The organism is Streptomyces sp. NPDC037301, from assembly GCF_055602785.1.
The window spans coordinates 135,789-161,904 of the sequence record NZ_JBVJWD010000013.1 but is presented as its reverse complement, the minus strand read 5'-3'; the positions used below and the strand labels follow the sequence as shown (position 1 = coordinate 161,904).

Genomic DNA, 26,116 nt, shown 5'->3' with positions numbered 1-26,116 from the left:
AGATCTTCCTGATTGGGTAACCGCCGTGATCACGCTCCTCGCCCTCGCCGTACTCGCCTTCGCGGCCTACCGGGCCACCCAACTCGTCGTCCATGACACGCTCCTGGACCCCGCCCGCGACCGCGTCCACGCCTGGCACGCCAACCGCCCCACCTCCGTCCTCCGCACCGGCGTGATCACCCTTATCTCGTGCACGTACTGCGCGGGCTGGTGGTTGTCTGGCGCGATCCTCGCGACCTACCTCCTCGCCACCGGCAGTTGGGGCACCGCCCCCGCCCTCGTGCACGGCCTTGAGTGGTTCGCGGTCGCGGGTGGCCAGGCGCTCCTCAACCGGTGGGACGACACCCGGCTGGCCAACGCATGACCCGCGAACTCGTCGGCGCAGCCACCCGATACACCACCCGCACCGCGAAAACGACCGCGCAGAATCCGTCCCGTGCGCAGCAGGCCACGGCCTGGAGCTTCTACAAGTCCACGCCCGAGGTCCGGTTCTTCGCGAACTGGATCGGCAACGCCATGAGTGCGGCAAGGCTGTATGCGGGCCGCCGCCGCCCCGACGGCAACATCGAGCGCGCCCCCGAAAGCCACGCCGCCGCCCAGCTCGTCGCGACCATCGCGGGTGGCCCCGACGGGCAAACGCAGCTCCTGCGGAACTTCGGCCGGCACCTTGCCGTCGCCGGAGAGGGCTGGGCCGTCATCCAACCCCACAAGGACGGCGAGGACTGGCACGTCCTATCCGTCATGGAGGTCACGCAGAAGTCCGGGGCCCTGCAAGCGGAGATCGACGGCCAGGCGGTCAAGATCCCCGCAGGGAACTCCGACACCCCTGCCGCATCCATGGACCCGATCGCCATCCGGGTATGGGATCCCAGCCCGGTCCGGCACCTCGAAGCAGACTCCCCGGTCCTGGGCAGCCTCGAACAGCTCGACGAACTCAAACTGCTGAGTGCCGCCGTCCGCGCGATCGCTCGCTCCCGGCTCACAGGCCGCGGCGTCCTCCTCGTCCCGCAAGGCACCCGCTTCCCGTCCACGCCTGGCACGTCGGACGCCGAGGACGACCTGATCGACGTCTTCATGACGGTCGCCGAGACCGCGTACCGCGACCCGGAGTCCGCCGCCGCGACGGTCCCGATCGTGCTGGAAGTCCCGCCCGAACTCCTCGCCCAGATCCAACGCCTCACGTTCGAGTCGGACTTCGACGAGCTCGCCATCAAGCTCCGCCAAGAGGTCCTCACAAGGTTCGCGAACGGGTGCGACATCCCCGCCGAAATCCTCCTCGGCATGGCGGACGTCAACCACTGGGGCACCTGGTCACTCACCTCGGAGGCGATCCGCCTCGGGATCGAACCGCGCCTCGCCACCGTCGCCCACGCCCTCACCACACAGTGGCTGCGCCCCCTCCTGGAAGGCGACCACGTCGAAGACGCCGACCAGTGGATGGTCTGCGCCGACTCCTCCCCACTCCGCGTCCGTACGAACCGCGCCCAGACCGCCCTGGAGGTCTACGACCGCGGCGGCATCTCCGACGTCGCGCTGCGCCGCGAAACCGGCTTCGACGAAGCAGACGCACCCACCACCACCGCCCCACGGAGGACCGACATGCCCAACACCCCCGTGCCCGCGCCCAGCCTGCCCACCGACGAAACCACCACCGAACCCGACACCCTGCCCGCCTCCGCCGTCACAACCGCCACCGACGGCATGCTCGCCGCCGCAGCCGACGGCTTGATCTGGGCAGCCCTGTCCGCCGCCGGCCGCAAACTGGAACGCACCCCGGCCTGCCCCCGCTCGCAGCGCGCGCAGGCCCGCGAGATCGAACCCGCCGAACTCCACACGCTGGTCGCGGTCGACGCCGTGCAAGTCGACCAGTGGAAGCTCCTCGACGGGGCATGGTCGCGCGTCCCGGAGATCGCCACCCGGTACAGCCGCGACCCGGAGTGCCTCGCCGCGGTCCTTGACGAGTACGCCCGCGAACTCATCGCCGCCGGTATCCCTCACACCTTCGAGCAGACCACCAGCGTGCTGCACGCCCCGTGCCTGGCAGCCGCGGCATGACCCGCCCCGACCAGGCCCGGCACGTACCGGCCGTCCAGCCACCGCCTGCCGTCCACGTGCCGCTCGCCCCCGGCGACGTCCACGCCGAATGGTGCACGTTCTGCAAGGCATACACCGTCCTTACCGGTACGACGCTGCTCCTCACCTCCGGCGGCGTGTCCACCGTCGGGACCTGGCAGTGGTGCGAGATCTGCAACGACCCCGAAAGTTCACCCCCACCTAGGAGGATCGACCGTGGCTGACACACAGGGCCCCCACAACGCCCCGCCGGTTTCCTACAAGAAGCTCGCTGATACTGCGCTCGGAGAAGCGGCAGCAGAACTGAACGGGCTACCGATAGGCCGAGTGAACGCGCTCGAAGCCCAGTTTCACGTGGCCAAGGCGCAGGCCATCGCCACCGTTGCGGTCGCCCAAGCACTCATCGAGATCGGCGATGTACTGCGCACGGCCTTCGAAGAGGCTGGAGGCGGCGCCCCGCAGGAGACCCACCGTGGCTGACTGCGTCCACCAGATCGATCTGTGCCCCGACTGTGACGGCCTGCGCACCTCACGGCTCGACCGCATCAACGTCACAAGCATCGACGCCAACTTCACGGACGGCCCCGGGAACATCACCGCCAGGGGCCCGGCCACGGTGTACATCGGCCCGGTACCCGGACCCTGCCCCAACATGACCGCCGACCAGGAGCCCGGCCGTGGATGACGCCCTGCAGGACGCTTTGGATGCGGCAGAGGCCGACATCGCCGCCGAGGTGGCCGACGTCCTCTCGGAGGTGGCCGACGAGTTCGCTGCCGAGCTGGCCGACGCCACGGAGATCGTCGCCGCCCGGTTCTCCATAGCTGGCATCGCCCGTATGTGGGGGCAGCGCGTGCCGCGCCTCGTCCGCCGCCTCCTCGGCGTCGCCGAGACCGCCGCAGAGAACACCGCCGCGGCGGTCGACGCCGAACTCCCCGAAGGGTGGGACGACCTCCCCACCCGATACGACGACGACCGGGAACTCCCCCCGGGCATGGGCCAGTACGTCCAGACCACCGAGCGCCTCCTCCGCGCTGTCGGCGACCGCCTGGCCGACGTCGCAGTACGGGGCCTCGCCGCCGGTGTGGACGCTGGCGAGGACATCGAGCAGCTCCGGGCGAGGCTGCGGGCCGTGTTCGCCCGCGAGGGCGCACAGCTTGGGGACGTCCGCGAGGAGCGCATCGCCCGCACCGAGTCCGCCCGCGCGTGGAACACTGCCACCCTCGCAGCTGCCCGCGCGCTCACCAGCCCGGAACGGCCCCTCGTGAAGCAGTGGGTCACCCGCCACGACATCGATGTAGATGTACGGGACGCCCACGCCAAGGTCGACGGGCAGCTGCGCCTCCTCGACGAGCCGTTCACCGTCGCAGGCGTATCCATGGCAACCCCCTGCGACCCGACCGCCCCGCCCGAGCTGGTGATCAACTGCCGCTGCGCCCTTGCAGTTGCCCGCGCAGACCAGGCCGCGGCCTACACATCGAATGACGCTGCGCGGGCTGGCGTCTTCGAATCCCAGGAGAGGCCAGTGGATCCCACCGTGACGGCAGCAGCAGACGGCAGCCACCGAACCGGGGCGATGATCGCCCTCATGCCCACCCCCGAAGACGCGGAGCGCCTGGCCATCGAGGGCGGAGAGCCCGCCGAGGAACTGCACCTCACCCTGTACTTCCTCGGCGAAGGCGCCGACTGGACCCAGGACCAGCGCAACGAGCTGATCGGCAACGTCCAGGCACGCGCGGCCGACATGACGCCCCTCACCGCCCGCGCATTTGGCGCCGCCCACTGGAACGCCGGCAGCGACAGCCCCTCATGGGTGTGGTCCGTCGGAGACGACAGCGACCGGGACGAGGAAACCCCCACCCTTGCCGCCGTCCACGGGATAGCCACCGAGGCACTGGAGGACGCCCACCAGCAGCCGGACATGCCTGCCCAGCATTCCCCCTGGTCGCCCCATACCTGTGCCGCGTACAGCGACGACCCGGCCCTCCTGGCCACCCTGGAAGAGCGGTTGGGCCCGGTCACCTTCGACCGGATCCGCCTCGAGTTCGCCGGCGACTACACGGACATCCCCCTCGGCCCCACGGAGGCCCCCATGGAACCCGAAGCAACCACCGCCGACGGCATGCCCACCCGGGCCTGGTCCACCCCCGACGACACCGCCATCGCCTTCGAGAACGAGGAGACCGGCGACGGCCGGATCTTCGCTGCCGGCTCCCTGTACTGGGAGAGCGACAGCCTGCCCCTTCAGTACGCGGACGAGATGCTGATGGGCCACGAGGGCGCCGAACTCGCCGGGGCCATCGAGACGGTGGGCCGGGACGGCGACCGCATCACCGCATCCGGCGTGATTTACACCAGCCGCCCCGCGGGAGCGGACGCCGTGATGCTGCTCGACGAAGGCGCACCCCTCGGCATCAGCGTCGACCTGGACGACGTCGACGTGGAGTTCGTGAACCGCGCACTGGAGGAAGGCGATGACGGAGACCTGGTCCTGTCCGCGTCGCTGCCGTCCGCCAGCCTCATGCGCCTCGCGGACGGGGCATGGATGATCACCGCCAGCACGGGCGCGGAGTGGACCGCGTCCGGGACCGCGCTCTCCCGTACCCAGCACGCGGTGCAGCTCATCACCGGCCCCGGCGGTGTGGTGTCCGCCGATGCCGTACGCGCCGCGTTCGCCGACACCGGGCTCCTCACGGCAGCGGCCGGAGACGCCGACGACCCCGAGGGCGGCGTCGTCGTCCACACCGAGAAGACCGGCGACTTCCTGCTGCGCATCACCCGGGCCCGACTGCGCGGAGCCACCCTCGTCGCCATGCCCGCCTACAACCGGGCCCGCATCGTCCTCGACCCCATCGAGGAGCAGGAAGAAGCACGGCAGACCGCCCGTAGCGAGATTGCCGCGCTCATCGCCGCTTCCCCCGGCGACGACCACTGGCGCGTCATCAACTACGTCTCCGCATCCCCGATCGCAGTCGGCGCCCGGGACGTCGCATCCGCGCTCGGCATCACAATGGAGTCCGCCCGGGGCCACCTCGCCCGCGCCACCGAAGCCGGGCGGATCGTACGACTCGCCCGCGGCCTGTACGTCGGCGCATCAACCATCCCCGAAGGGACTGAGGCCACGGCTGCAGCCGTTCCAACGGACAGCGAAGACCCAGCCCTTCAGGACCTGGTCGCGTCCGCCTGGACCGCGATGCAGGACACCGCCCCCATGCCCGCCACCTGGTTCCGGGAGCCCACCGCCGAGGAGCTGCCCCCCGGCTCCGGCGGCGTCCACTACTCCGGCGGCCGGGTATACGGGTGGGTCGCCCAGGCCGGAGAGCCCCACGCCGGGATGCCCGGCCGCAACCTCACCATCGACAGCCTCGGCGACATCGACACCACACACTTCCTGCGCGCCCGCTTCAAGCTGGACAACGGCGAGTTCGTCCGGGCGGGAGCCATGACGATGAACGTCGGCCACCACCGCGACGGAGCCGAGTGCGAGACGGCGAGCTGCCAGTTCGACGACACCCGCACGGTCGCCAGCATCGTCACCGTGGGCATGAGCAGCGGCGGCATGTGGTTCTCCGGCGCGGCGGCCCCGTGGCTCAGCGAGTGGGACAGGTCGGTGTTCGCGGCCTGCCAGCCCAGCTACCACATGAAGCAGGCCCCGGGCGGGAAGTGGCAGCTGCGCGCGGTGCTGTCCGTCCCCGTCCCCGGCCACTCCAGCCCGCTGCTCGCCTCCGTCGCGGAGCGCTCGAACCTCGCGCTCGCCGCCTCCGCCGCCAGCAGCCCGGACACCCTGTCCGGACACCGCCCGGACAGGGCGGACAACCCGTCCGGCACCCTGCCCGAACAGCGCACGTCCGCCGCCGCTGACCTTCCCGGACACCGCCCGGACACCGTGTCCGGACAGACCCCGGACACCTCGGCGGACGTCGTGGAAGCAGTGGCTGCGCTGCTCACCAGCCCCATGTTCCTCGACCGATTCGCCGGTGCCCTGGAGACCAGGGAAGCCGAGCGCACCGCAGCCCGGGAAGAGGTGGAACGGCTCGTCGCAGCCGTCGCCCCGGCCCGCCAAGAGATCGCCGCCAGCATGGCCGGCACCGTGATGAGGGGAGAGGCCTGATGGCTTGCTCATGCCAGAAGAACCGCCAGCAGTGGGAGGTCGTCGCGGCCGGAGGGAAGGTGGTGTTCACCTCGCCCTCGAAGCCGACCGCCGACACCGTGTCCAAGCGCTACCCGGGCAGCGAGGTCCGGGAGAAGGCCAAGGCCGCTAAGGTCGGATAGTCGCCTGCCGCTACCTAATACAAGGAGGCCGGACGCATGGCCTGCAACTGCCCTCAGGACAGCCGCGACGCCCCACTGGTACGGGCCGGGACACGCCACGAGGTGTTGTCCGACGGGCGGGTTGTATTCCGGTCCCCCGACCTCGGCCAGGCCGAGACGGTTGCCGCACGCTGGCCAGGCGGCACCGTCCGGTCGGTTGACAACAGCACCCCGTACAGCGACACGTAGCCTCACCGCTTGACACCAGCCCGCCGACCACAACGCGGGCTAAGATTCTCAACATTGACGACTGCTGGTTTTGGGCCGGGTCTCCTGATCGCTTCAAGGAGATCCGGCCATGGACCCGTTCGAGCTTCCCGACGACATCACCACCCTCACCGACGATGAGCTGTCTGATCTCCTGGAGGGGGCCGTCAAGGCCTTCGCCGCCAAGAGCGCCAGCAGCAGTGTCACCCCGAAGGACTTGGAGCAGCTCCGCACCCTCGCGACCGGTGTCGAGAACATTCGTACCGAGAAGGCCGCCCGCCACGAGGCAGCCACCCAGGCCGCGGCCGAGATCGACGCCCTCGCAGCACAGGTACGCGGAGGCGACCCGGAGCCGGAGACCGCCGCCGACACCATCGAGCCCGCCGAGACGGCCGAGCCCGTGGCCGCCGAACCGGAGCCGGAGCCGGAGCCCCAGACCGCGACCGCCTCCCTCGTGAGCCGTCCCGCCCTCAACCTGTCCGGTGTTCGCCGCCGCCAGCCCAACGTGCTCCCGCCGCCGCCGGCCCCGGGGACGACGATCACCGCGGCCGTCGACGTCCCGGGCTACGCCCCCGGCAGCCCGCTGGACTTCGGCGACATCACTGCCGGCATCATCAGCCGCGCCAACGCGCTGAAGACCGCGAACGGGGGCGTGGGACAGGTCATTTCGTACCGGCACCCGTACCCGCAGGAGCTCATCGTCACCGACTCCTCGTCGGCCCCGGAGGGCACAACTGTCGCTCTCCAGGCGTCGAGCCAGCGGCGGCTCCCGCAGCAGGACCTTGTGGCGTCCGGCGGCTGGTGCGCCCCGTCGGAGACGATCTACGAACTCACAGACACGTCCTGCCCGGACATGTTGTGGGACGCGCCGGAGATCCAGCTCGCCCGCGGCGGCCTGCGCTACTACAAGCCGCTGTCGCTTGACGTCGCGGCGATGTCGTGGGTCCACACGGAGGCCGACGACATCAGCGGGGCCGAGAAGCCGTGTTTCAAGATCCCGTGCCCGGACCCGGTCGAGGTCCGCTGTGACGCCGTCGGTGTCTGCCTCGAGGCGGGCATCCTGACCCAGCGTCATTTCCCGGAGCTCGTTGCCTGGTACCTCCGCAACGCGATGGTGGCCCACGAGATCCGCATCCGGCAGGTCCTTTTCCAGCAGGCCCTGAACACGGCAACGCCGGTGACCATGCCGGAGTCCATGGGTGCACTGTCCGCCATCTTCGGAGCCGTCGCGCTTCAGGCCGCAGACATGATCGAGCGGCACTCGCTCTGTGAGTCGACGGCCCTCGAGGTCACGTTCCCCTGGTGGAGCCGGAATCTGTTCCTCGCCGACCTCGCGCGCAGGAACGGCGTCAGCATCAACGAGGTCAACGTCGCCGACATCCAGGCCCTCTTCAGCCCCCTCGGGGTCCGCATCCAGTGGGCCCGCGGCCTGTCCCCTGCGGTCCCGACGGACATCGGCGGTGCGACCCCGGCCCTGGGCTGGCCGGCAGAGGTCCGGTTCCTGATGTACCCGGCCGGTGGCCTCCAGATCGGGCGCGGCGAGGAGGTCAACCTCGGCGTCGTGCACGACTCGACCAAGTTCGTCACCAACGACTACACCGCGCTCTTTGCCGAAGAATGCGTTGCATTGGTGGACCGCAGCGTCGACACCCGCCTGGTGACCGTGCCCGTCTGCCCGACCGGCGCGACCGGCCCGCAGCCTGAGCTGGCCTGCCCCATCGCCTGACCCACACCTCCCCCGATGCGCGGGCGGGCCCGATGACCTGACACCGGGCCCGCCCGCCCCCACCCCCAGGAGGTGAGGCAGTTGCTAGTCCGTCACGTGCTTCCACGTCTTGCGGGTGACGACCTGATTGATCGTTCCTTGGCTGACCCCGTAGCGGGTCGCCAGGGCCCGCTGGCTCATCGTGCGCGCTGCGTAGATGCGGCGAATCTCCCGGACGTCGGGCTCCGTGAGTTCGGCGTTCCCGTTGCCCTCGCCGCGCGCCTGGCGCTCCGCGTCCGTCATGTCCCGCATGTTCCGGACGTGGTCGCCGAGGTACAGGTGCCGGATGCTGATGCATCCGTCGTCACCGCGGTGGCACGTGTGCAGGACCTGCCGGTCGCCGGGGTCAACGCCGTTTGCTTCCCACCACACGGCCCGGGCTGCCGGCATCGGCTCGTCCCGGTAGCGGACCGTCGGGCGGCTGTGCTCGCAGGGCGCCAGTACGCAGTCATCTCCCGTCGCGCGGGCAGCAGCGACGACGAGGGCGAGCAGCTCTCCATTCGCGCGTCGGCGCTTCCGGGTGTCGCCGTTTCTCCGCTCCCGCTGCCAGTGGAGATGGCACTTGCCTCCGGCTCGGTGAGGGCCGGAGCAGCGGATGCCGTCCTCGACGACCGTGCACAGACCGTCGGCTGGAGCAGGCGCCAAGCGGCGGCGGGTCGGGCTCTCCGGGTCGGCTCCGCCGTTCCGGCTGGACCACGCCCAGCAGGTGTCGCACAGGCGAGCAGCTGTGTACTTCGCGACCGGACGGGTGCACCAGCTCACGCAGCATCCGGGTCTGTCAACGGGTGTCGTAATGTCGGCCATGGCCGGACTCCTTCGCGTCAAGGATTCGGTCGGGGTCGGCGGCGTTCGCTGCGCCGTCGGCCCCCTCACCAGGTGGAACGTCCAGTAACTATCGGGCGGTTCCGCCTGGTTGGGGAGATTTAAGAGATGCCTGCTGGTCTGCGCAGATACGTAGAGGCGATTCCGGGCACGCCACTGCCGCACGGCATCCTCGGCGCCTCATGCACAACCGTCTCGGACGTGACCGAGGACCGGATCCACGAGCTGAACGGCGTCGAGTGGCTCGCCCTCGGCTGCTGCCCTGTGCAGGACTGGCCCGACCCTTGCGAGGCCGACGAGTCGCCAGGGGAGGAGTCCCCGGGCGCGCCCCTGCAGAAGGAGTTCTGTCGGCCCACGACAGAACACGCCTCGCCGATCACCGTGTATGCCGGTGCGGAGTGCTCGACGCTCGGCTGGTCGTACGAGGAGGCGCGGGCGCACGCCGAAGCGTCGATGGCCCTTGGCGAACAGCAGGCGCTTGAGGCGGCGTTCTGGCGGACGAAGCTCGCCATGGAGGCTGTCGACCTCACGCCGGCAGCGGGCCCCCTCTCCATCGCCCAGGGCGTGGCCGTGCTCGAGGGCTGCCTCGCCGAGTCGTACGGCGGTGTCGGCACCCTCCACGTCCCGGCCGGAGCGGCGGCGCTCCTCGGCTGCTGCAACCTCGTCCGCGAGGACCCGGCGACCGGATCGCTGCGGACCCTCGCCGGGAACTGTGCCGTGATCGGCGCCGGATACAGCTCGATGAACACGGGGCCGGGCAACATCCCGGCCGAGCCCGGTACCGCCTGGCTGTACATCACCGGGCCGCTCGTCATCCGCCGCGGCCCTGTCGACACCATTCCGGACCGGCCTGGGCCGTCCGTCAACATCCGCACCAACGACCGCCGCGTGCTCGTCGAGCGGACCTACGTGGTCGGCACGACGTGCACCGTATGCGCCGTCCAGATCGAGGTATGCCCGTGAACGACATGATCCGCATCCGGCCGACCGGAGCGCAGCGCGTCGCCTTCGCCCGCTGGGCAGTCGCCCAGCCCCTGAAGGTCCGCACGGTCGCCCCGGATACCTTCGCCGTCCCGGCCGCACTGTTCGCCGAGGCGCCGGAGGACATCCTTATCGGCGCCCTGGTCGATGGCCACCGGTACGTATCCCCGGACGAGGACGCCGCGTTGGGGCGGCCCGAGCCGGGCTCCGGTGAACTGCTGGGCGTGGCCACCCCCGGCGATGCGCTGCCAGAGGTCCCGTCGACCGCGTACGCCCCGGACGCCGTGCCGCTCACCCCGCCGGAGTTGAACGACCGAAGCGACGCAGCTCCCGGCGATGAGGAACACCCCGACCAGGAGGGCCCCGGGCCGTACCCGTGCCCGCTGTGTACCCGCGACTTCACCACCGTGCGCGGCCGGGACGCCCACCGCCGCCAAGTCCACCCGGAGGCATGAGCCGTGCCCGTTGAGCCCGTACCCTGCACCGTGCCCGAGCCTGAGCCCCCGACCCCGCCGTGCTGCAGCCCGGGGGTTGCCTCGACGGGCCTATGCCTCGCGGACAGCACCCCCATTGCCGTCCTGGCCGTCACCGCCTGCGCCGACTGCGGCACCGCGGCTGCTACGCCGGAGATGACTGGCTGGCTCAACCTCCTGACCGGCGCCTACACGGCTGGCCCGCCCCCGGCCGGCACCGAGGCATGTGCCGGGCAGCCCCAGCAGTTCGAGGTCGGGCAGTGGTGCGACCTGGACGCCCAGGGCGAGGTAATCGCCCCCGTCCTGGTGGAGTACGAGTACGACGACAACGGGCAGCTTGTCGGCGTCCGGACCCTCACCCCGGGCGGCGACCCGTACACGGTGACCGGCACCCTGGGTATCTGCCCCGGCCCGGTCGATGACGTCGAGTACGTGATCCTGTGCGACACCGGCACCGACGGCACCGTGACCGAGTTCCTGCGGCAGCTCACACCGAACGGGGACGGCACCAGCACGACACGGGACACCCTGCCGGACGGCACCACGGCGTACACCCCGGTCGGCCGTGTGGGCACTTGTGGGGGCTCCCTCGTCCCCTGCGGCACCGGCACCGGGGGCACGCCGGGGGTCTCCGGCCCGATCACCAGCGGCAACGAGACACTGTCCTCCGTCGCCCTCGCCCGGCCGATCAAGCCAGCGACCGAGCACGAGGTGCCCGGCATGGGCGCCCTCATCACCGGCGGCACCTGGCACGTGCCCGCGACCAAGTGCGGTGTGAACACGTCCGGCGAGGACTACGGCTGGGGCGCCCTCAAGCTCCCGGCCGTCCCGCGTCCGATCTGTGACGCGGGCACCGTGAAGGTCACGATCCGTCTCACCTACGTCCAGGAGGGCCCCGGCTCCGGGCAGGCGTCCACCGGCGCCCTTTTCTTGATGTATCACCGGGCGGACGGCAGCGCCGTGCAAGCCGGTGGCCACGCATTCCCTCAGAACACCCCCGTCGGCTCGACCGGAATCCGGGAGGTCGTCGCGACGATCCCCGCTGACCGTCTGGCCGCCGGGGAGGTGTACGCCGCCCTCTCCGCCGAGACCTGGCAGAAGAGCTTCAACGTCGCCGCGCAGTGCAAGGCTTGGAGCTTCTCCGGGTGGTCGGCCGAGTACGAGTACGACGTGACCGGCTGCCCGGAGCTTCCGCCGCCGCCGCTCGCCCAGCTCGTCAAAATCTGCCCGACAGACCCGATCCCGGTCACAGTGGAGCCCGGGAAGGATACTGAGGTCGCCGTCCTCTGCGACGTTGCCGAGGACGGCACGGTGACGCAGTTCCTCCGCGCCTACCAGGTCGACTCGGAGAGCGGACAGGTCGGCGTCGTCGCGGACACGCGCCTCGACGGCATCACCCCGTACGAGCCGCTCGGCAAGGTCGGCGTCTGTGACGCGGCCGAGCCGTGCCGGGACACGTCCAGCACGCTCCTGTGCGACACGGCCGCCACGGACGTGATCACGGTGTTCGACCCGGCGAACCGGTCGACCGCGGATGGTTGGGAAGTCGTCTCCTTCACCGGTGCCAACCCGGGTGCCGACCCGGAGGCGGCCATGCCGTACCCGGCCCGGTACGGCACCCCGTTCGGTTATCCGGCCCTCGGCGCGCGCGCCGACCAGAGTGCTGGTTCGAGCGGGGCCCAGTGGTCCGGCTATGACGCCGCTCCGGTGCGGTGGGTCCTCCGTAAGACGTTCACCGCGCCGGAAGACGGCGTGGCGGTGGCCCAGTCCGCAGGGTTCCGGGGCGATGGCGGCGCCCGCGTGAGGATCAACGGCGTCGATGCCGGGATGTACGGGCAGTGGAACCAGCCCGCTACCACGGGCACCGCGCAGATCCCGGTCACCGCTGGACCGAACACGGTCGAGATCGAAGTCCGCGACGTCAACGGCATCAACAACGTCGTCGGCCGTCTCGACATCGCCATGCCGCGCACAGTGCAGTTCATGCGCCGGCAGACCGTCGACTGCGAGACCGGCGACGTCATCGCCACGCATGACACCACCCTCGACGGTGAGCCGTACGAGGTGAAGGGGGAGGTCGGGCAGTGCGAGCCCGCAGCCGAGTGCTGCGAGCAGCCCCCACCGGAGCAGCGGGTGGACGTCGAGACGGAGCTGCTGTGTATCCGCGACGAGGCCAGCGGGGACGTCCTCCGCCAGGTCCTGGTGGAGCGCGTCTATGACGACCAGTCCGGCGACCGCCTGGAGCAGCGCCTCACCGACCCGACCACGGGCGACCCGGTGGAGCTCCCGGCCGGGGCCGTCCTCGCCCGGTGCCCGTCCCCGGACCGCATCACCCGGCAGATCTGCGTGGTTGAGACCGGGAAGGCCGAGTTCCTGACCAACGCGGCGGGCGCCGCGGCTGGGCAGGATACGGATTGGCAGTGGTCGCCGAACCTGTCCGGCTCCTGGTACCCGATGTACCAGGTCGCGCCCAACCCTGCGTGGACACTGACCGACTCGGCACCGAACCCGGCGCACTGGGTGGCCCCGCACCAGGACAAGACGGTCTGCTCGCCCAACCCGGCGACCGCGCCGCACGTCTCCGCGACCTGGTACACCCGCGCCTCGTGGCAACTCCCCGTGAACGTGGACCCGGGCACGATCCGTATCGCGGCGTCCGTCCTCAACGCGGACAACGGCGTGATTCAGTGGCGCCTCAACGATGGAGCTTGGCAGCCCGTGAGCGGCGGCGGATTCACCCCGCCGGCCTGGGCGTTCCCACCGAGTGCCGTCCCCGGCGGCAGGGCGGGGCAGAACGAGATCGTCGTGCAGCTCTTGGAGACGGCACCGCCCACAACCTGCCCCAGCCCGAACCAAGCCGGGATGATGCTCCACGTCCTCGCGACGTACGACTACGAGCCGCGCGTGTGGACCCAGGTCGTTGAGGACGGCCGGGTCTACTACCTGGACGAGACCGGTACCCGGCAGGACGCCATCCCGGACGGGCAGCGCATTGTTCCCTGCGGTGGAGGGGCTGGCGGGGAGTGCTGCCCGCAGCCCGACTGCCGGAACTCCTCCACGCTCCTGCTGTGCGACCTGCCAGCAGACGGCGAGCCCGAGCCCACGGTCACGGACACCGTGCCCGGCCCGTTCTACCCGTATCCGACCGGCCTGCCCATGGCGGGTGCACAGGCTCTGTGGGATGGAGGCACCCTCACTCTCCCGCCGGGCACTGGACCGCAGCCCGGCACGACCGGCACCGTGCGCACCCTTGCCGCAAAGGTTCAGGCCCCGCGCCCGGCGTGCGACACCGGGACAGCTCACGTCACCGTGTCGGTCGACGCCGAACAGCTCGGACCGGACACCGGATGCGCTATCACCGGCGCGGTGCGCCTCTTCAACGGCACGACGCCGGTCGCTACCGTCCTCCCGCCCAAGGACGCCGCGGTCGGCTGGGCGGGCACCCTGACGGTGGAGGCGGATGTCCCGGCCGCCGACCTGGCCGCCGGGAACATCGTCTTCTTCGTGGCGCTCGACACCTACGACGACTCGCCGCAGGCATGCCCCGGCACCCCGCGTAAAACGTCATGGAAGCTGTCCGAGTTCACCGCGTCCGTCGCCTACGAACAGACCGACTGCACCACGCAGTTCCTCCGCAACGTCACGGTGGACTGTGAGACGGGTGCCGTCCTCACCGTCACGGACACCACTCTCAACGGTGACCCGTACACGGTCACCGGAGAGGCCGGCGAGTGCACGACCGGCGGCGGCGACTGCTGCCCGGCGGAGAAGTGCCGCGGCACCAGCACGGTCCTGCTGTGCGACGTCACCGGCCGACTCCTGACCAACGACATCTTCGACTCCGCGCCACTGGCCACCGGCCCAACCCGCGGCACCCTGCCGAACGGCGTGACCTGGGCCGTCAACAGCGGCGTGTGGATCCCGTCGGCCAGCCACTACGTCTTCGGCACCGGGACCCCCTTCCCGGCGGGCCCTCAGAAATGGACGTTCGACCAGCCGGTGACGCTGCGTTTCGGCGTTGCCAACGTCGACAGCGCATCCCTCGCGGAATGCATGCGGCTCCCCGCGAACGTGGCACCGGAGTCCATCCACCCCAATCACGTGTGGGACTCATTGCAGCGCACGCTGTGCGCCAGCGGCAGCACCGCCGCGACTGACGTCTCTGTCTTCACCACGATCGAGCCGGTCACGTCGCTGGAACTGGCATCCGTCAACCAGGCCTCCGGCATCGGCACCTCGTTCATCGAAGTCACGATCAACGAGCCGCCGCAGCAGTTCTTTCGGACCATCGTCACGGACTGCGATGCCGGCGAGATCGTCTCCGTCACGGACACCACCCTCGATGGAGACCCTTACACGGTCGTCGGCGAGGTCGGGCAGTGCCAGGCAGACGGTGGAACGTGCTGCCCGACTGAGCCGTGCCGCGACACCAGCACCGTGCTGCTGTGCGACCTGGACCCTGAGTGCCAGGCCGGGATCGAGCCGACCGCGACGGACGAGCCGAACCCGGCCAGCTTCAACAACTGGGGGCCGGGCTCGCCCGTGACGGGGTGGTGCCTCCTCGACACCACCGGCCAGGGCGCCCCGGTGTGGACCGGTGGGGCCGCCGTCATCGGCCCTGACCCTGTCTGCCCGGCCAGCTCCACGGGCGACACACACAGGGCGATCGGTGTCCACCTTGCCGCGGGTTCCCCCAGCCTCACGGGCACCGTCAGCGTCACGGTGTCGCTGAGGGCCACGAACAACGGGCCCAACTCCGGTTGGCAGGGCGACGGCCGGTTTGCCCTGTGGGACGCGACGGCCGCGTCCCGGCTCACGCACGTTGACGTCCCACAGAGCGCACCGGTCGGATCCTCGTACACGCTGACGCTCACCACCGATGTCCCGGCGGCGGCGCTCGCGACGGGTGACATCGTCGCAATCCTGGACCTGGAGACGTACCACGGCGCCGGGCCCAAGGCGTGGACAGTCGACGAGTTCTCGTGGTCGGCCGAGGTCCCGCCGGTTGAGTGCGAGGCGCAGTTCCTGCGCACATTCGTCAAGGACTGCGCGACCGGGGCCACCGTGTCGGTCGTCGACACGACGCTGGACGGCGAGCCGTACGAGGTGACCGGCGACGTCGGCCAGTGCACCCCGGCCGGGGGCGGGACACCGCAGCCAGACCCGTGCCAGGCCACCAACGTGATCGAGGCGTGCCGGTGCGACGACACCGACGGCGATGGCGTATCGGACACCGACTACGTCGAGCTCCTGGCCGTCGACTGCGACGGCACTCTCACGAGTATCGGCACGTACACGCCGGACCTGTCCGCGCCCTACACCCCGGTCGCACCCGTGCCGTGCGAGGCGGAGGGCGCCCCCACGGCCACGGGTGTACAGGCGCGCCGCGTCGAGCTCGCCGCAGGCGAGACGTGGAACGCCGCGGCCTGGCCGACGCTCCAGTCCGTCACCGCCGTCGCCCGAGGCACCGGCACGATCACCAGCGCCGACGGCACCTCCAGCCTCATGACGGGGGAGACCGTCACCTGGTCCGTGGCCCGGGATGATGACGCGCTGCTCACCGGTCCGCTCACGATCACCGCCGACACAGGCACCATCGCCGTGTCCTTCACGACAGGGGTGACCCTCTGATGGCCGGATGCTGCTGCCAGGCAGGCAGTACGCGGGTGTACCGGAGCGACCCCACCGTCGACCCGGCCCCGTGCAACGCCGTCGCCCTCACGGCGGCCGGGCTCCTCGTACCGCGCACCGAGGTGGCTGGCATCGCGCCGGGCGGGGCGGTCGGGACGGAGCGGTCGGTCGATATCGACGTGACCGTGCCGGCTGATGGGACGTGCCCGGCGGCGTGGCAGGTCGGTGCCCGGCTCACACCGGTAAGCGGGCAGATATCCGGCACTGTCGGCCTGGGAGGCTCCCCCTACGACACGTGGGTCGCTGTTCCCGGGACGCTGACACTGCCGGAGGCAGGCGTCTATGAGCTGGTGGCTGACGTGCAGGGAGGCGTGATCATGGTGGGCAGTGTCTCCAATGCGATCGTCCGAGCCCGGCTGTTCGACGTCACTGCCAACGCTGTGGTTCCGCTCAGTACGCGGACCCTCGTGCTCTTCGCTGCTACGCCCGCCGTTGGCGTCACACACACCCTCCACGGCAACGCCTCGGCAGCGGCGCTGTACCAGGTGGCGGGTCCGACCACGGTTCGAGTCGAGGGCCTGAAACACGTCGACAGCGGAACCACGACGGGGGAAGTCGTCGCGGTCACGAACTTCCGCTTCAAGAAGCTGGCTGACTGATGACCGGCACGAGCGGCGGCGCGGGCATCACCGGCCCGGCAGGCCCTCCGGGACCGCAGGGCACTGACGGTGCCACCGGACCGGTCGGCCCGGCCGGTCCGCAGGGCGAGACGGGTGCCGACGGGCCTGCCGGTCCCCAAGGGCCGGCAGGAGACCCAGCACCCGCCGGACCCCGCATCGAGCGCCGCACGGCCGTCACCAGCGCCGCCGGGGACGCCGTCTTCACCTGGTCGCCGCCGTTCGCCGCCCCGCCGGTCGTTACCGCGACCGTTGAGGCCGGGGCCGGCTTCCGCTCCACCCGTATTGCCGCGCACAGCGGGGCGTCCACAACCGTTCACGTCGATGTGTCGGCCGGAGTCACGCTCCTCGGGATCGGCGTCCTGGCCGTCGGCGCCGCTGCTGCCGGCGTCACCGTGCACGTCCACGCCGTGGAGGCGCCGTGAGGAAGGCACCACCCATGCGTGTCCTCGTGATCCTGCCGGTGTACGGGCAAGGCGCCCTTCCCACAGGGGCGTTCGTCACCAGTTACGAGTACGTGCGCGGGCTCGTGGCGGCCGGGCACGCGGTGGACGTCGTGACGACGATCAAGGAGCCCGGTGACGTCCGCCTGGAGGCCGGGGTGAGGGTGTGGCCGCTGCGGTACTGGCGGCGTGCCGTCCAGGCTTCACGGCCGGAGCTGGTGATCTCGCACCACGGAGACCGGAAAGCACCCCGGATCGTGGCGCAGTCGGGGCGGGTGCCGCACCTGCTGATGGTGCACGGAATGGCTGAGGACCGCGACCTCGGGCGCTCGTCCCTGGCCTGGTTTCCCTCGGCCGCGTGCCGCGACCACTACCCCACCTACCGGGGCCGAACCCTGGTCCTCCCGCCCCCGATCAACCCCGGCCTGTACCGCACCACCCCCGGCAGCATGGTCACCCTGAACGGCAGCACGGTCGCGAAGGGCGCCGATGTCCTGGCCGCGGTGGCCGGGGAGTTGCCGGATGTCCAGTTCCTCATGGTGCGGGCCGCTGGCCACGTCGTCGACGGGCAGGCGCCGAACGTCACCGTGGCCGACCGCACCGACCCGCGGACCGTCTACGCCCAAACCCGGGTCCTGCTGATGCCGTCCACCACGGAGTCGTACGGCCGAGCCGGGGTCGAGGCGATGCTGTCGGGCATCCCGGTACTCGCAGCCCCGCTGCCAGGCATACGCGAAGCGCTCGGCACAGCGGCCACGTACATCCCACGGCCGGACACCGCCCGCTGGGTCAGCGAGATCCGCCGGCTGTCTGATCCGGCGACCTACGCCGCAGCGTCGGCCAGGACTACAGCCCACGCCGGGCGTCTCGACTACCCCGGGAACCTCGCCGAGTTCGAGGCTGCGTGCATCAGCCTGCGGTCCCGTATGCCTCCGACACTCGCCCGGCGCGCGCGCCGCTCCGTGCACACCCCAACAATCCCTTCTTGACGATCCGTCACATGACGAACTGCTGCCGCAGTGCCCGCTCGCGTTCGGAGGCGTGCCGGATGGTTACCGCAGGTCACCGAGGACGAGTACAACACAGCGGCGGGCACGATCACCTTGCCTGCTCCCCGGTAGGTCCAGTCCACCCGGACTGCGCGGCGCCGTCGGCTCGTCCCGGCGGCATCGCGCACTGTCCCCCGTAGGCGGGCGCCTGCTGGATCCCCCGCAGCGGGGGCGAGGAGAACGGGTACGGACTTTTGCGCAACCCGCACCCGCTAAGTGTGCGGTGTGCCGTACGGCTTCGAGGAGATCACCGCTGATGAGTGGGCGAGCCTCCAGCCGGGGGCGAGGCCATCGTCATCCCATGGCCGTCGCAGCCCGCCGCGGGGGTTGTGAGCGACGCTGAGTCGCGGGGGGTGACTATTCGCTGGTAGTCGGCCATGTACGCGGCGATCTGCGCGGACCGGCTTCCTGTCGGGCAGACACCGGGATGCGCGCTGCGCCCCCCGTGCTGCTGTGCCCCGATCGAGTTCGTGCTTCGCATGCTTCGGATAGCTACGGTGAAGGCAGCAAGAAGCCCGCAGCGGAGGCTTCCCAACCAACACGCTGCGGGCATCCACCCAGGCAGAACCTGAAAGGTGGTCCCTGTGACCGTACCGCAGCCAATCCCTGTTCCCCACGGCGCTCAGTGGGGGTACGAAATCGTCATCATTGTGTTGGTGGTTGTCGTCGTGCTCGCCTGCGCGGGTGTGAGCCCTGAGTGGGTGACGGCAGCTCTGTCGCTCATGGGCGTGGTGGCGGCAGTGCCCCGAGCGAGCCGTTAGCGGCAAAGGCCGCAGACGTTGTATCGGCGGGGGCGCTCAGCCATGAGTGCCCCCGCGCAGCCCTGCCTGCACGGCTAGACTTCCTGTGTAGCCGCTGGTTCTGGGCCGGGCCGACCAACCCTTGTTGGAGGCCCCGTGTCCGCCCCGCTTCTCGCTAACGCGAGTACCTTCCGAGTAACCCGCGTCGACGGCTGTGGACGCCCTGTCTGCGGCCCCGACAACGCCTACGTCACCGACTGTTTCGCCTCCCTCGCGATGAACGCGAACATTGAGGATGGCGAGGACATCACTTTCAAGGCGGCGAACGGCCGCCAGTGCGGCTACAAGAAGGGCTGCCCGACCCTCAACGGGTACGACATCGAACTCGTCTTCTTCCAGGCGTCGCCCGAGCTGATCGAGATCATGACCGGGTCGCCGGTCTTCTACGACTACGCCGGGAAGCCGATCGGGTTCGACTCCTGCTCGATCCCCTGCCGTGCCGGGTTCGCGCTGGAGCTGTGGGCGGACATCCTCGGCGAGGACGTATGTCCGGAGGAGGACACCGGTGAAGGGGTCTGGCAGTACTTCCTGATGCCGTGGGTCTCCAACGGGATCATCGGGGACCTCGAACTCGCCAACGAGGCGGTGAACTTCACCCTGACCGGGTCGACCAGGAGCGGCGGACGGTGGGGCGCCGGCCCGTACGACGTGATGGGCCAGGACAAGGCCGGCACCCCGGGCCCGATGCTCACCCCGCTCGGGCCGACCTGTCACCGTCGTGCGTTCATCACGACAGTGGAGCCGCCGGAGTCGTCGACCGGGTACCTGCCGGTCGAGGGCGAACTCTGCGAGGTGTCCTGACCATGGGCGACGGGGAGCAGCCGGACATCGTCTACGTGGTGCGGCCGGGGAACCACAACGAGCAGCTGCGGTATTCGCTGCGCACCCTGGCGAACCTTCCGCACCGCAGGGTGTGGATCGCCGGGTACTGCCCGACATGGGTCGGGCCCGATGTCGGCCGTATCCCCGTCGCCCAGTTCGGAACGAAGTACCAGAACTCGACGGCGAACCTGCGGGCCGCCGCCGAACACCCGGAAGTCGCCGAGGACGTCCTTTACCTGAACGATGACTTCTTCACGATGCAGCCCGTCGACCGGATGCCGGTCCTGCACCGGGGCCTGGTCGGCCGGGTCGAGGCGTACTACGCCTCGCGCGCCAACGGTAAGTACCTGCGCGGGCTGCGCGAGACACGGGCGCTCCTCGCCGGCCTCGGGCATCCGGACCCGCTGTCGTACGAGCTCCACGTACCCATGACGATGACGAAGACGGGTTTGCTGGAGACCCTGGACCTTGGTGCCCGTCTGGACGTCCTGCACAAGCGGACCCTGTACGGGGCGCTGCACGGGCTCGGCGGCGAGGAGATCACCGACCCGAAGATCCTCACCCGCGGCCCCCGCTTCCCGAAGGAAGCGTCGTTCCTGTCAACCATGCCCGAGACCTTCGCGCACGGCCAGGTCGGCGCGTTCATCCGTAGCCGGTTCCCAGAGCCGTGCCAGTACGAGGCGCGGGGGCGGCGCTGATGGCCATTGGAGCGGTTTGTGAGCCGTGGCCGGTCGACCTGTGCTGCGACGTCCCGGAGGACATGCCCGAAGACCAGGTACAGCGCTGGGCGCTCGTCGCCTCCCAGATCCTGTGGGCGCTGTCCGGGCGCAGGTGGGGGCCGTCCTGCCCCGTCACCGTCCGCCCCTGCCGCAAAGCGTGCCTGGACACCTACTCGTTCCCGGTCGGGGTGCAGAGCAGCGGGGGGTGGATTCCGTACCTTGGCGCGGATGGGCAGTGGCGCAACGCGAGCGTCTGCGGCTGCACCTCGGACTGCTCATGCGGTGAGCTGTGCGAGATCCGCCTGGACGGCCCGGTGTACGACATCGTGTCGGTCCAGGACGGCGAGAACATCCTGGTGCCGGAGGCGTACCGGGTCGACTCCCCGAACATGCTGGTCCGTACGGACGGCGAGTGCTGGCCGACGTGCCAGGACATGGCCGCCCCCTGCGGCACCCCCGGCACTCTCTGCGTCACGTACAGGACCGGCCTCCCTCTGGACGCCGCGGCGATCGCAGCGGTCTCCGAGCTGACGTGCCACCTGATGAAGGGCTGCGGGACCGGAACCGGCTCGTGCGGATGCCGGCCGAATCCGAACATCACCAAGATGACGCGGCAGGGCGTCCAGTGGGAGAAAGCCGACCCAACGCTCATCTACTCCGAAGGCCGAACCGGCCTCCCGCTCGCCGATCTGTGGCTCACGATGACCAACCCCTACCACCAGGCGTCGCCTTCAAGGGTCTACAGCGTCGATTTCCGACGCCCGAGGGTGCAGCAATGGCCCTGAGCCCTTTCGCCCTCCACGACCTCACTGAGGCCGTCCTCGGCTGCGTGTGCGCCGCACTCGACGAGACCGCCATCGCGATCCCCGAACAGCCAGGCTGCCCCGATTGCCGGGCCTGCGTCGTGCCGGGGGCACCGGCATGGGACGAATGCGTCGACCCGTGCAGCGGCAACATGGCCGGGGGCCAGTTGTCCGTTTCAGTCGCCCGGATCTACCCTTCGACCCGGTTCCCCGACGAGGACCAGGAGGTGCGTGGGGTACGTGGATGCACTCCGCCGCCTACGACGGCCGCGGAGCTCGTCGTCACGCTCCTGCGGTGCGCCCCGATGGTCAACGAACAAGGCTGCCCGCCCACCTGCGAGGAACTGTCGGCCGCGGCCCGGGTGACCCACATCGACGCTGTCACCGTCTACAACAGCCTCATGTGCTGCCTGCCGCATACCGCCGGACGCCGCGGCCGGCGTTTCGTGATGGGACAGCAACGGGTCATCGGCCCGCAGGGCGGATGCGTCGGTATCGAGCAGCGCGTCATCGTCGCCCTGCCCGGGTGCGCCCCGTGCCCGGAGGAGGTCTCACCATGAGCGTGGAAGTCCGTATCGACGCGACCCGGCTGGAACGCGCGCTGCGCCGGCCGGGCGGGATCGGGGAACGCATCCTGCGTCGCCGGGCCGCACCGGTCGTACGACGGGCCGAGCAGCTGGCACCCGGAAGCATGGGACGCGGGATCACCCTCAGCGTCCAGGGCACCGGCCGCGGCATGGCCGCCGTGATCACGAGCACGCACCCCGCCAGCGCCTGGGTGATCAACGGAACGCGCCCGCACCTCATTCGGGCGCGTGGCAAGGCCCTGCGGTTCGAGGTCGGCGGCCGGACCGTGTTCGCGAAGGTGGTCCGGCACCCGGGGACACAGGCGAACGACTTTTTGGGCAAGGCGCTCCGCGAGGCACTCTGAGAGGGCGGTTTGTGATTCTTTGCCTGTTTTTGGGTTGCTGGTGAACCCACGCCAGTCCCGCGTCGGAACGCTCCTTCATGAGCGTGGTGGTGGCGCGGGGCGGGTGGCGAGATGGTCCTGGAGTTCACGATGGCGGAACTGCCATGCCGTCCCAGACACGCGCAGGATGCCGAGTTCGTAGCAGGCGTCCAGGAAGCGTCCCAGCCGCCACGGCAGCTTCCTGCGCGTGTGCAGGAGGAGCGTGAAATACCGCAGGGCTGCCGAGCCGCCTGCGACAGGGATGCTAAATATCATGAGCCCGAACATTAAGCCGCTGAGGGGCAGCTGCGAAAATTCAAGCTCCCAATCGGGGTCGGGGCCGTAAGTGATTCCGAGCAGGAGTACGAGCCCGTACATGAGCATGGCCCCGACCGCTGTCACGGGTCCGAACACGACTGCAGCAATGAGGTCCATGCGGATGAGGTGACGCGGAACGACTGCCCCCTGCTCCGGCTTGATCATGAGTCCGCGCGCGAGACCGATCGAGAGCCCGATCGGGAGCCCGAAAGCTAGGCCGAACAAGAGACTTTCTTGGAGCACGAATGGGTCATAAGGCCCGCTCGTCGCCTGGCTCGTGCCGACGATGATCAGGAGAACGATCGCGAAACCGACCGTGGACCCCAGGGTGAGAGCGCGTCGGCCGGCAGGGGTGCGAAGACGGCCAAGGTCGATCCGCCGTGGCTTCGGCCATGCTGGGCGGTAGAGCACCGCGAAACAGAGGAAGAACGCCCACATCGTCATCGCACTAAAGACGTCATCCCATGCCACCAGCGCGACCGGGAGTGGCGCCGCCGCAGCCAGGACGCGTTCGGTCCACCGTGTCCGGTGCTTCCCGCCCAGGGGCCATAGTTCGTGGAGGACCAGGTCGGTGCTGCTCAGCGTGCGCCTTGCGACGCGGCGGGGTGAGCCGTCTCCAGGGCCGCTGTTGTCATTGAGGTAGCGGGCGAGGAATGCCAGGCGGCGCCAGGTGGTGTCGGCATCCAGTCGCGGACGGGTGTCGGTGCCCGACGGCCGGGAGGTGTCGTCCGCCCCCCGGTGGGGTGCGGCCACCGCGGCACCGATGTAGTGGTCCAGGAGGTACTCGTAAAGATGCCCGCCGGTAGCCAGCACGAGGAGATCGGCGGGGTCACGCAGGTATCGCCCGTCGGCGGTGCGCTCCTCGAAGACGGTGGCGGCCAGGGTCAGTCGCCAGGGCGTGTCCAGCGTCTTGGCCAGCAGGGTGGGTTCCGGCGGGACGGTGCCGGCTGGACCCGCCGCCACCATGTCCAGGGCGGAGAGGACCGGCTGCCAGCGGGCCCGGCCCCGCTCCGTACCGGCGACGCGTTGCGACAGGTAGCTGTGAGCGCTGGAGGCGTCGACGCGGGCCACGGCAATGCGTGCCACGATCCGGGGTTCCGTCCCTGCTTCCACCAGGGCCTGATAGTGGGCGTGCCGGCAGGTCACGACGACCGGGCAGTGTGTGCCACCGTGCTCGAACCGGTTGATGCAGCGGAGGAGGGCGGCGGCGCGTGAGGTGTAGCCGGGGGCCGTGCCCGGGTCCATTTCGTCCAGGCCGTCGATGACCGGTAGTACGAGATTTGCGTCCACTAGGCGGGCGGCTTCGCGGCGGGGAAGACGGTAGACGTCGGTCAGGTGTGTCCGTAACCAGTCACGCATGTCGCTGCCGGGCCAGGATGCCGCGGCCAGTCGTACCGGCACCGGATCCTGCAGGGAACGTTCCTTGGCCAAGCCCAGGATCAGGGACAGGGCGAGCACGGTTTTGCCTGTTCCCGCGTCACCGCCGGTCCGCCCGTCCCGGCCGCCGGACGGTGTACCGGTGATGACCATCCGCCCAGGCCGCAGGCCCCGGTAGTAGTCGGCGATCCCCTCCAACGTTCCGTCGGCGCGCGAACCGCTCATCCCGGTGGCCATGACCGTGAAAGTGAGGTCGATCCGCCCGTCCGGCGCTGCCAGCCCACTGCCCAGCAACTGCCGGTACTGCGCGCCCTCCGCCCGCGCCACCAGTCTGGCGAGCTTCTCCGCGATCACCGGGGCCGTGCGCTGGTCCTGCAGGGCCCGGACTCCCGCCCACGCTCCCCATCCCCCGAGAACCACACCCGCCAGGCTGGGCAAGAGGGCCAGCACCCCCGCCGGGTCGGAGCCCTCCTTCGCCTTCGGCAGCGCGTCCACCGTCCACCACAGACCGGCCAAGCCCACCGCAACGCTGAACATCACTGCCGAGAATGCCCCGGCACGCCCCCGACGCATCATGAGCACATCCTGCCTCAGGGAACAGTCACGAGTCTCTGGATCAGTGAAGTGAAGCGGTCCGGGTCTGTTGGAGGCTCAACCCTGAGCGGGTGGTTCGTGAGTGTCCGACGCCCCACCGGCGCAATCACCCCCGCCTGGCGCGAACCGGCGGCAGCAGCGTGAACATCCAGCCGCTCCTTCAGGCACTGGACATCCAGGAAGAGGCCGCCCGGGCCCAGGACGACGGCCTCCGCACGCAGATTGAAGACCTCCAGGACCGGCTACGGGAGGCCGAGACACACCTCGAACACCTCGCGATCACCGCAAGACCGTCACCGGCCTCGCCGACCGGATCCCCGCCTCCCCACCGGAACTGCCCGAGCATCCGGACTACGCCCGCATCCTCACCGTTTTCAACGAGGCCACCGGACCACAGCGGGCCAAGGGCGTCTGCCAGGCCCTCGGCCACGAACTCCTGCCCAAGAACGTCGAGGGCACCCGAGCCAAGCTGAAACGCCTGGTCAAACTCAGCGTCCACACCGAAGCCGCCACCGGCAGCTTCGCCAGGAAGCAATAGCCACCGCCACGACCAGTACCCCTGGCGCAACCCTCATACCGAAACGGACATCACTTCACGAACCGACCACTGAGAGGCCCGGTGAGCAGCCGACCGGCGGAGTGCGGGCGCGGATACTCTGGTGCTGCTGCTGGTTTTGGGCCGGGCGCTGCACGACGTATGGGAGCCCGACATGGCCAGGAAGTCCTTTGCCCTCCGGACCGAGCCTCACGTCGCCGAGATCGGTGATGACATCGAGCTGGAGTTCCAGCCCGAAGTGATGGGCGACGAGTTCCTGGACGCCTACGAGGCGTTGCAGGACACCTACACCGAGCTCGGCGTCGACCCGAACAACGCGGCTGGCATGACGCCTACTCAACTGCGCACGACGACAGACGCTGTCCAGACGTTCCTGGCCGGTCTGATGCTGCCGGAGTCGGCCGCCCAGTTCGACACGATGAGGCTGCCCCACCGGGTGGTCGTCGCGCTGCTGGAGTGGGTCTTGGAGATCTACGGGGGCAACGGTGGCCAGCGCCCTCCTACGTCGTCCAACGGCTCTGCCACAGCGTCGCCGCCTCGTGGGACTCGTTCGACGGGCAACTCGCGCTCCAAGGGGTCGACCCCCACGCGTGGACGCTGACACGCCTACTGAACGCCGCCGAGGCCGCGATGGACCAGGCCGCGGCCGACGACGCGGAGCGGCAGCGGAACCGGGCCAGGCTGTACGCGCCGCCGCCGGGTGCTCGACGACGGCCCGCTGAAAGGCCGGCCGGGGCCGGGGTGGGAA

At 70.1% G+C, this 26,116-nt stretch carries 22 protein-coding genes; 20 read left to right on the top strand and 2 right to left on the bottom strand.

Features of this window, described 5'->3' with window-relative positions:
- The first annotated feature begins 25 nt into the window (after window positions 1–25).
- The 8 genes from ACZ7IB_RS21995 (at window position 26) to ACZ7IB_RS21960 (ending at window position 8,315) form a co-directional block, all read left to right on the top strand.
- Window positions 26–364 carry a DUF1360 domain-containing protein gene (locus ACZ7IB_RS21995; protein WP_470914792.1) on the top strand — a complete coding sequence of 113 codons (339 nt, stop codon included), beginning with the start codon at window positions 26–28 and terminating at the stop codon, window positions 362–364.
- Window positions 361–2,055 (top strand): hypothetical protein, encoded by a 1,695-nt coding sequence (locus ACZ7IB_RS21990; RefSeq protein ID WP_470914790.1) that lies wholly within the window; start codon window positions 361–363, stop codon window positions 2,053–2,055. The genes ACZ7IB_RS21995 and ACZ7IB_RS21990 overlap by 4 nt, the downstream gene beginning before the upstream one ends.
- Entirely contained in the window at window positions 2,052–2,297 is a 246-nt protein-coding gene (locus ACZ7IB_RS21985) for a hypothetical protein (RefSeq protein WP_470914786.1), read from the top strand. Before ACZ7IB_RS21990 ends, ACZ7IB_RS21985 begins: the two co-directional genes overlap by 4 nt.
- Window positions 2,290–2,553, top strand: coding sequence for a hypothetical protein (locus ACZ7IB_RS21980; protein WP_470914784.1), 264 nt, complete (start codon window positions 2,290–2,292; stop codon window positions 2,551–2,553). The genes ACZ7IB_RS21985 and ACZ7IB_RS21980 overlap by 8 nt, the downstream gene beginning before the upstream one ends.
- Window positions 2,546–2,758 (top strand): hypothetical protein, encoded by a 213-nt coding sequence (locus ACZ7IB_RS21975; RefSeq protein ID WP_470914781.1) that lies wholly within the window; start codon window positions 2,546–2,548, stop codon window positions 2,756–2,758. The genes ACZ7IB_RS21980 and ACZ7IB_RS21975 overlap by 8 nt, the downstream gene beginning before the upstream one ends.
- Window positions 2,751–6,182 carry a phage minor head protein gene (locus tag ACZ7IB_RS21970; RefSeq protein ID WP_470914779.1) on the top strand — a complete coding sequence of 1,144 codons (3,432 nt, stop codon included), beginning with the start codon at window positions 2,751–2,753 and terminating at the stop codon, window positions 6,180–6,182. Before ACZ7IB_RS21975 ends, ACZ7IB_RS21970 begins: the two co-directional genes overlap by 8 nt.
- Window positions 6,182–6,343: a hypothetical protein gene (locus tag ACZ7IB_RS21965; RefSeq protein WP_470914776.1), complete on the top strand. Its 162-nt coding sequence runs from the start codon at window positions 6,182–6,184 to the stop codon at window positions 6,341–6,343. Before ACZ7IB_RS21970 ends, ACZ7IB_RS21965 begins: the two co-directional genes overlap by 1 nt.
- A gap of 337 nt (window positions 6,344–6,680) precedes the next feature.
- Complete coding sequence (locus tag ACZ7IB_RS21960; protein WP_470914774.1) at window positions 6,681–8,315, top strand: major capsid protein; 1,635 nt, start codon at window positions 6,681–6,683, stop codon at window positions 8,313–8,315.
- Between the two features lie 84 nt (window positions 8,316–8,399).
- Here the strand turns inward: ACZ7IB_RS21960 and ACZ7IB_RS21955 are convergent, their stop codons facing one another.
- Entirely contained in the window at window positions 8,400–8,999 is a 600-nt protein-coding gene (locus tag ACZ7IB_RS21955) for a hypothetical protein (protein WP_470914771.1), read from the bottom strand.
- A gap of 285 nt (window positions 9,000–9,284) precedes the next feature.
- Here ACZ7IB_RS21955 and ACZ7IB_RS21950 point away from each other — a divergent pair, with 285 nt between their 5' ends.
- From ACZ7IB_RS21950 to ACZ7IB_RS21900, 11 genes are all read left to right on the top strand, one after another.
- Window positions 9,285–10,139, top strand: a complete 855-nt coding sequence (locus ACZ7IB_RS21950; RefSeq protein WP_470914768.1) for a cupin — start codon at window positions 9,285–9,287, stop codon at window positions 10,137–10,139.
- Between the two features lie 5 nt (window positions 10,140–10,144).
- Window positions 10,145–10,612: a hypothetical protein gene (locus tag ACZ7IB_RS21945; RefSeq protein ID WP_470914990.1), complete on the top strand. Its 468-nt coding sequence runs from the start codon at window positions 10,145–10,147 to the stop codon at window positions 10,610–10,612.
- A 30-nt stretch (window positions 10,613–10,642) separates the two neighbouring features.
- The gene (locus tag ACZ7IB_RS21940; RefSeq protein WP_470914764.1) at window positions 10,643–16,261 is read left to right on the top strand and encodes a hypothetical protein; all 5,619 of its coding nucleotides are present in this window, start codon (window positions 10,643–10,645) and stop codon (window positions 16,259–16,261) included.
- A gap of 122 nt (window positions 16,262–16,383) precedes the next feature.
- Window positions 16,384–16,920 (top strand): hypothetical protein, encoded by a 537-nt coding sequence (locus tag ACZ7IB_RS21935; RefSeq protein ID WP_470914762.1) that lies wholly within the window; start codon window positions 16,384–16,386, stop codon window positions 16,918–16,920.
- A complete protein-coding gene (locus tag ACZ7IB_RS21930; RefSeq protein ID WP_470914761.1) occupies window positions 16,920–17,363 on the top strand; it encodes a hypothetical protein in 444 nt (147 codons plus the stop codon). Before ACZ7IB_RS21935 ends, ACZ7IB_RS21930 begins: the two co-directional genes overlap by 1 nt.
- A gap of 14 nt (window positions 17,364–17,377) precedes the next feature.
- Window positions 17,378–18,370 (top strand): glycosyltransferase family 4 protein, encoded by a 993-nt coding sequence (locus ACZ7IB_RS21925; RefSeq protein ID WP_470914760.1) that lies wholly within the window; start codon window positions 17,378–17,380, stop codon window positions 18,368–18,370.
- Window positions 18,371–19,446: 1,076 nt separating this feature from the next.
- The gene (locus ACZ7IB_RS21920) at window positions 19,447–20,031 is read left to right on the top strand and encodes a hypothetical protein (RefSeq protein WP_470914758.1); all 585 of its coding nucleotides are present in this window, start codon (window positions 19,447–19,449) and stop codon (window positions 20,029–20,031) included.
- 2 nt (window positions 20,032–20,033) lie between these two features.
- Complete coding sequence (locus ACZ7IB_RS21915) at window positions 20,034–20,750, top strand: hypothetical protein (protein WP_470914755.1); 717 nt, start codon at window positions 20,034–20,036, stop codon at window positions 20,748–20,750.
- 62 nt (window positions 20,751–20,812) lie between these two features.
- Window positions 20,813–21,556 (top strand): hypothetical protein, encoded by a 744-nt coding sequence (locus ACZ7IB_RS21910; protein ID WP_470914753.1) that lies wholly within the window; start codon window positions 20,813–20,815, stop codon window positions 21,554–21,556.
- On the top strand, window positions 21,547–22,134 hold the full coding sequence (locus ACZ7IB_RS21905) for a hypothetical protein (RefSeq protein ID WP_470914751.1): 588 nt from the start codon (window positions 21,547–21,549) through the stop codon (window positions 22,132–22,134). The genes ACZ7IB_RS21910 and ACZ7IB_RS21905 overlap by 10 nt, the downstream gene beginning before the upstream one ends.
- Window positions 22,131–22,505, top strand: coding sequence for a hypothetical protein (locus ACZ7IB_RS21900; RefSeq protein WP_470914748.1), 375 nt, complete (start codon window positions 22,131–22,133; stop codon window positions 22,503–22,505). The genes ACZ7IB_RS21905 and ACZ7IB_RS21900 overlap by 4 nt, the downstream gene beginning before the upstream one ends.
- Window positions 22,506–22,580: 75 nt before the next feature.
- Here ACZ7IB_RS21900 and ACZ7IB_RS21895 read toward each other — a convergent pair whose 3' ends face one another.
- Window positions 22,581–24,755: an NACHT domain-containing protein gene (locus tag ACZ7IB_RS21895; RefSeq protein WP_470914746.1), complete on the bottom strand. Its 2,175-nt coding sequence runs from the start codon at window positions 24,753–24,755 to the stop codon at window positions 22,581–22,583.
- A gap of 716 nt (window positions 24,756–25,471) precedes the next feature.
- Here ACZ7IB_RS21895 and ACZ7IB_RS21890 point away from each other — a divergent pair.
- A complete protein-coding gene (locus ACZ7IB_RS21890) occupies window positions 25,472–25,969 on the top strand; it encodes a hypothetical protein (protein WP_470914743.1) in 498 nt (165 codons plus the stop codon).
- Window positions 25,970–26,116: the final 147 nt, after the last annotated feature.

Coding starts and splice junctions, on each gene's coding strand:
- ACZ7IB_RS21985 (WP_470914786.1), top strand. CDS start 2,052: ATGACCCGCCCCGACCAGGCCCGGCACGTACCGGCCGTCCAGCCACCG.
- ACZ7IB_RS21900 (WP_470914748.1), top strand. CDS start 22,131: ATGAGCGTGGAAGTCCGTATCGACGCGACCCGGCTGGAACGCGCGCTG.
- ACZ7IB_RS21990 (WP_470914790.1), top strand. CDS start 361: ATGACCCGCGAACTCGTCGGCGCAGCCACCCGATACACCACCCGCACC.
- ACZ7IB_RS21905 (WP_470914751.1), top strand. CDS start 21,547: ATGGCCCTGAGCCCTTTCGCCCTCCACGACCTCACTGAGGCCGTCCTC.
- ACZ7IB_RS21945 (WP_470914990.1), top strand. CDS start 10,145: ATGATCCGCATCCGGCCGACCGGAGCGCAGCGCGTCGCCTTCGCCCGC.
- ACZ7IB_RS21895 (WP_470914746.1), bottom strand. CDS start 24,755: ATGTTCAGCGTTGCGGTGGGCTTGGCCGGTCTGTGGTGGACGGTGGAC.
- ACZ7IB_RS21950 (WP_470914768.1), top strand. CDS start 9,285: ATGCCTGCTGGTCTGCGCAGATACGTAGAGGCGATTCCGGGCACGCCA.
- ACZ7IB_RS21915 (WP_470914755.1), top strand. CDS start 20,034: ATGGGCGACGGGGAGCAGCCGGACATCGTCTACGTGGTGCGGCCGGGG.
- ACZ7IB_RS21960 (WP_470914774.1), top strand. CDS start 6,681: ATGGACCCGTTCGAGCTTCCCGACGACATCACCACCCTCACCGACGAT.
- ACZ7IB_RS21930 (WP_470914761.1), top strand. CDS start 16,920: ATGACCGGCACGAGCGGCGGCGCGGGCATCACCGGCCCGGCAGGCCCT.
- ACZ7IB_RS21925 (WP_470914760.1), top strand. CDS start 17,378: ATGCGTGTCCTCGTGATCCTGCCGGTGTACGGGCAAGGCGCCCTTCCC.
- ACZ7IB_RS21910 (WP_470914753.1), top strand. CDS start 20,813: ATGCCCGAAGACCAGGTACAGCGCTGGGCGCTCGTCGCCTCCCAGATC.
- ACZ7IB_RS21920 (WP_470914758.1), top strand. CDS start 19,447: ATGAACGCGAACATTGAGGATGGCGAGGACATCACTTTCAAGGCGGCG.
- ACZ7IB_RS21965 (WP_470914776.1), top strand. CDS start 6,182: ATGGCTTGCTCATGCCAGAAGAACCGCCAGCAGTGGGAGGTCGTCGCG.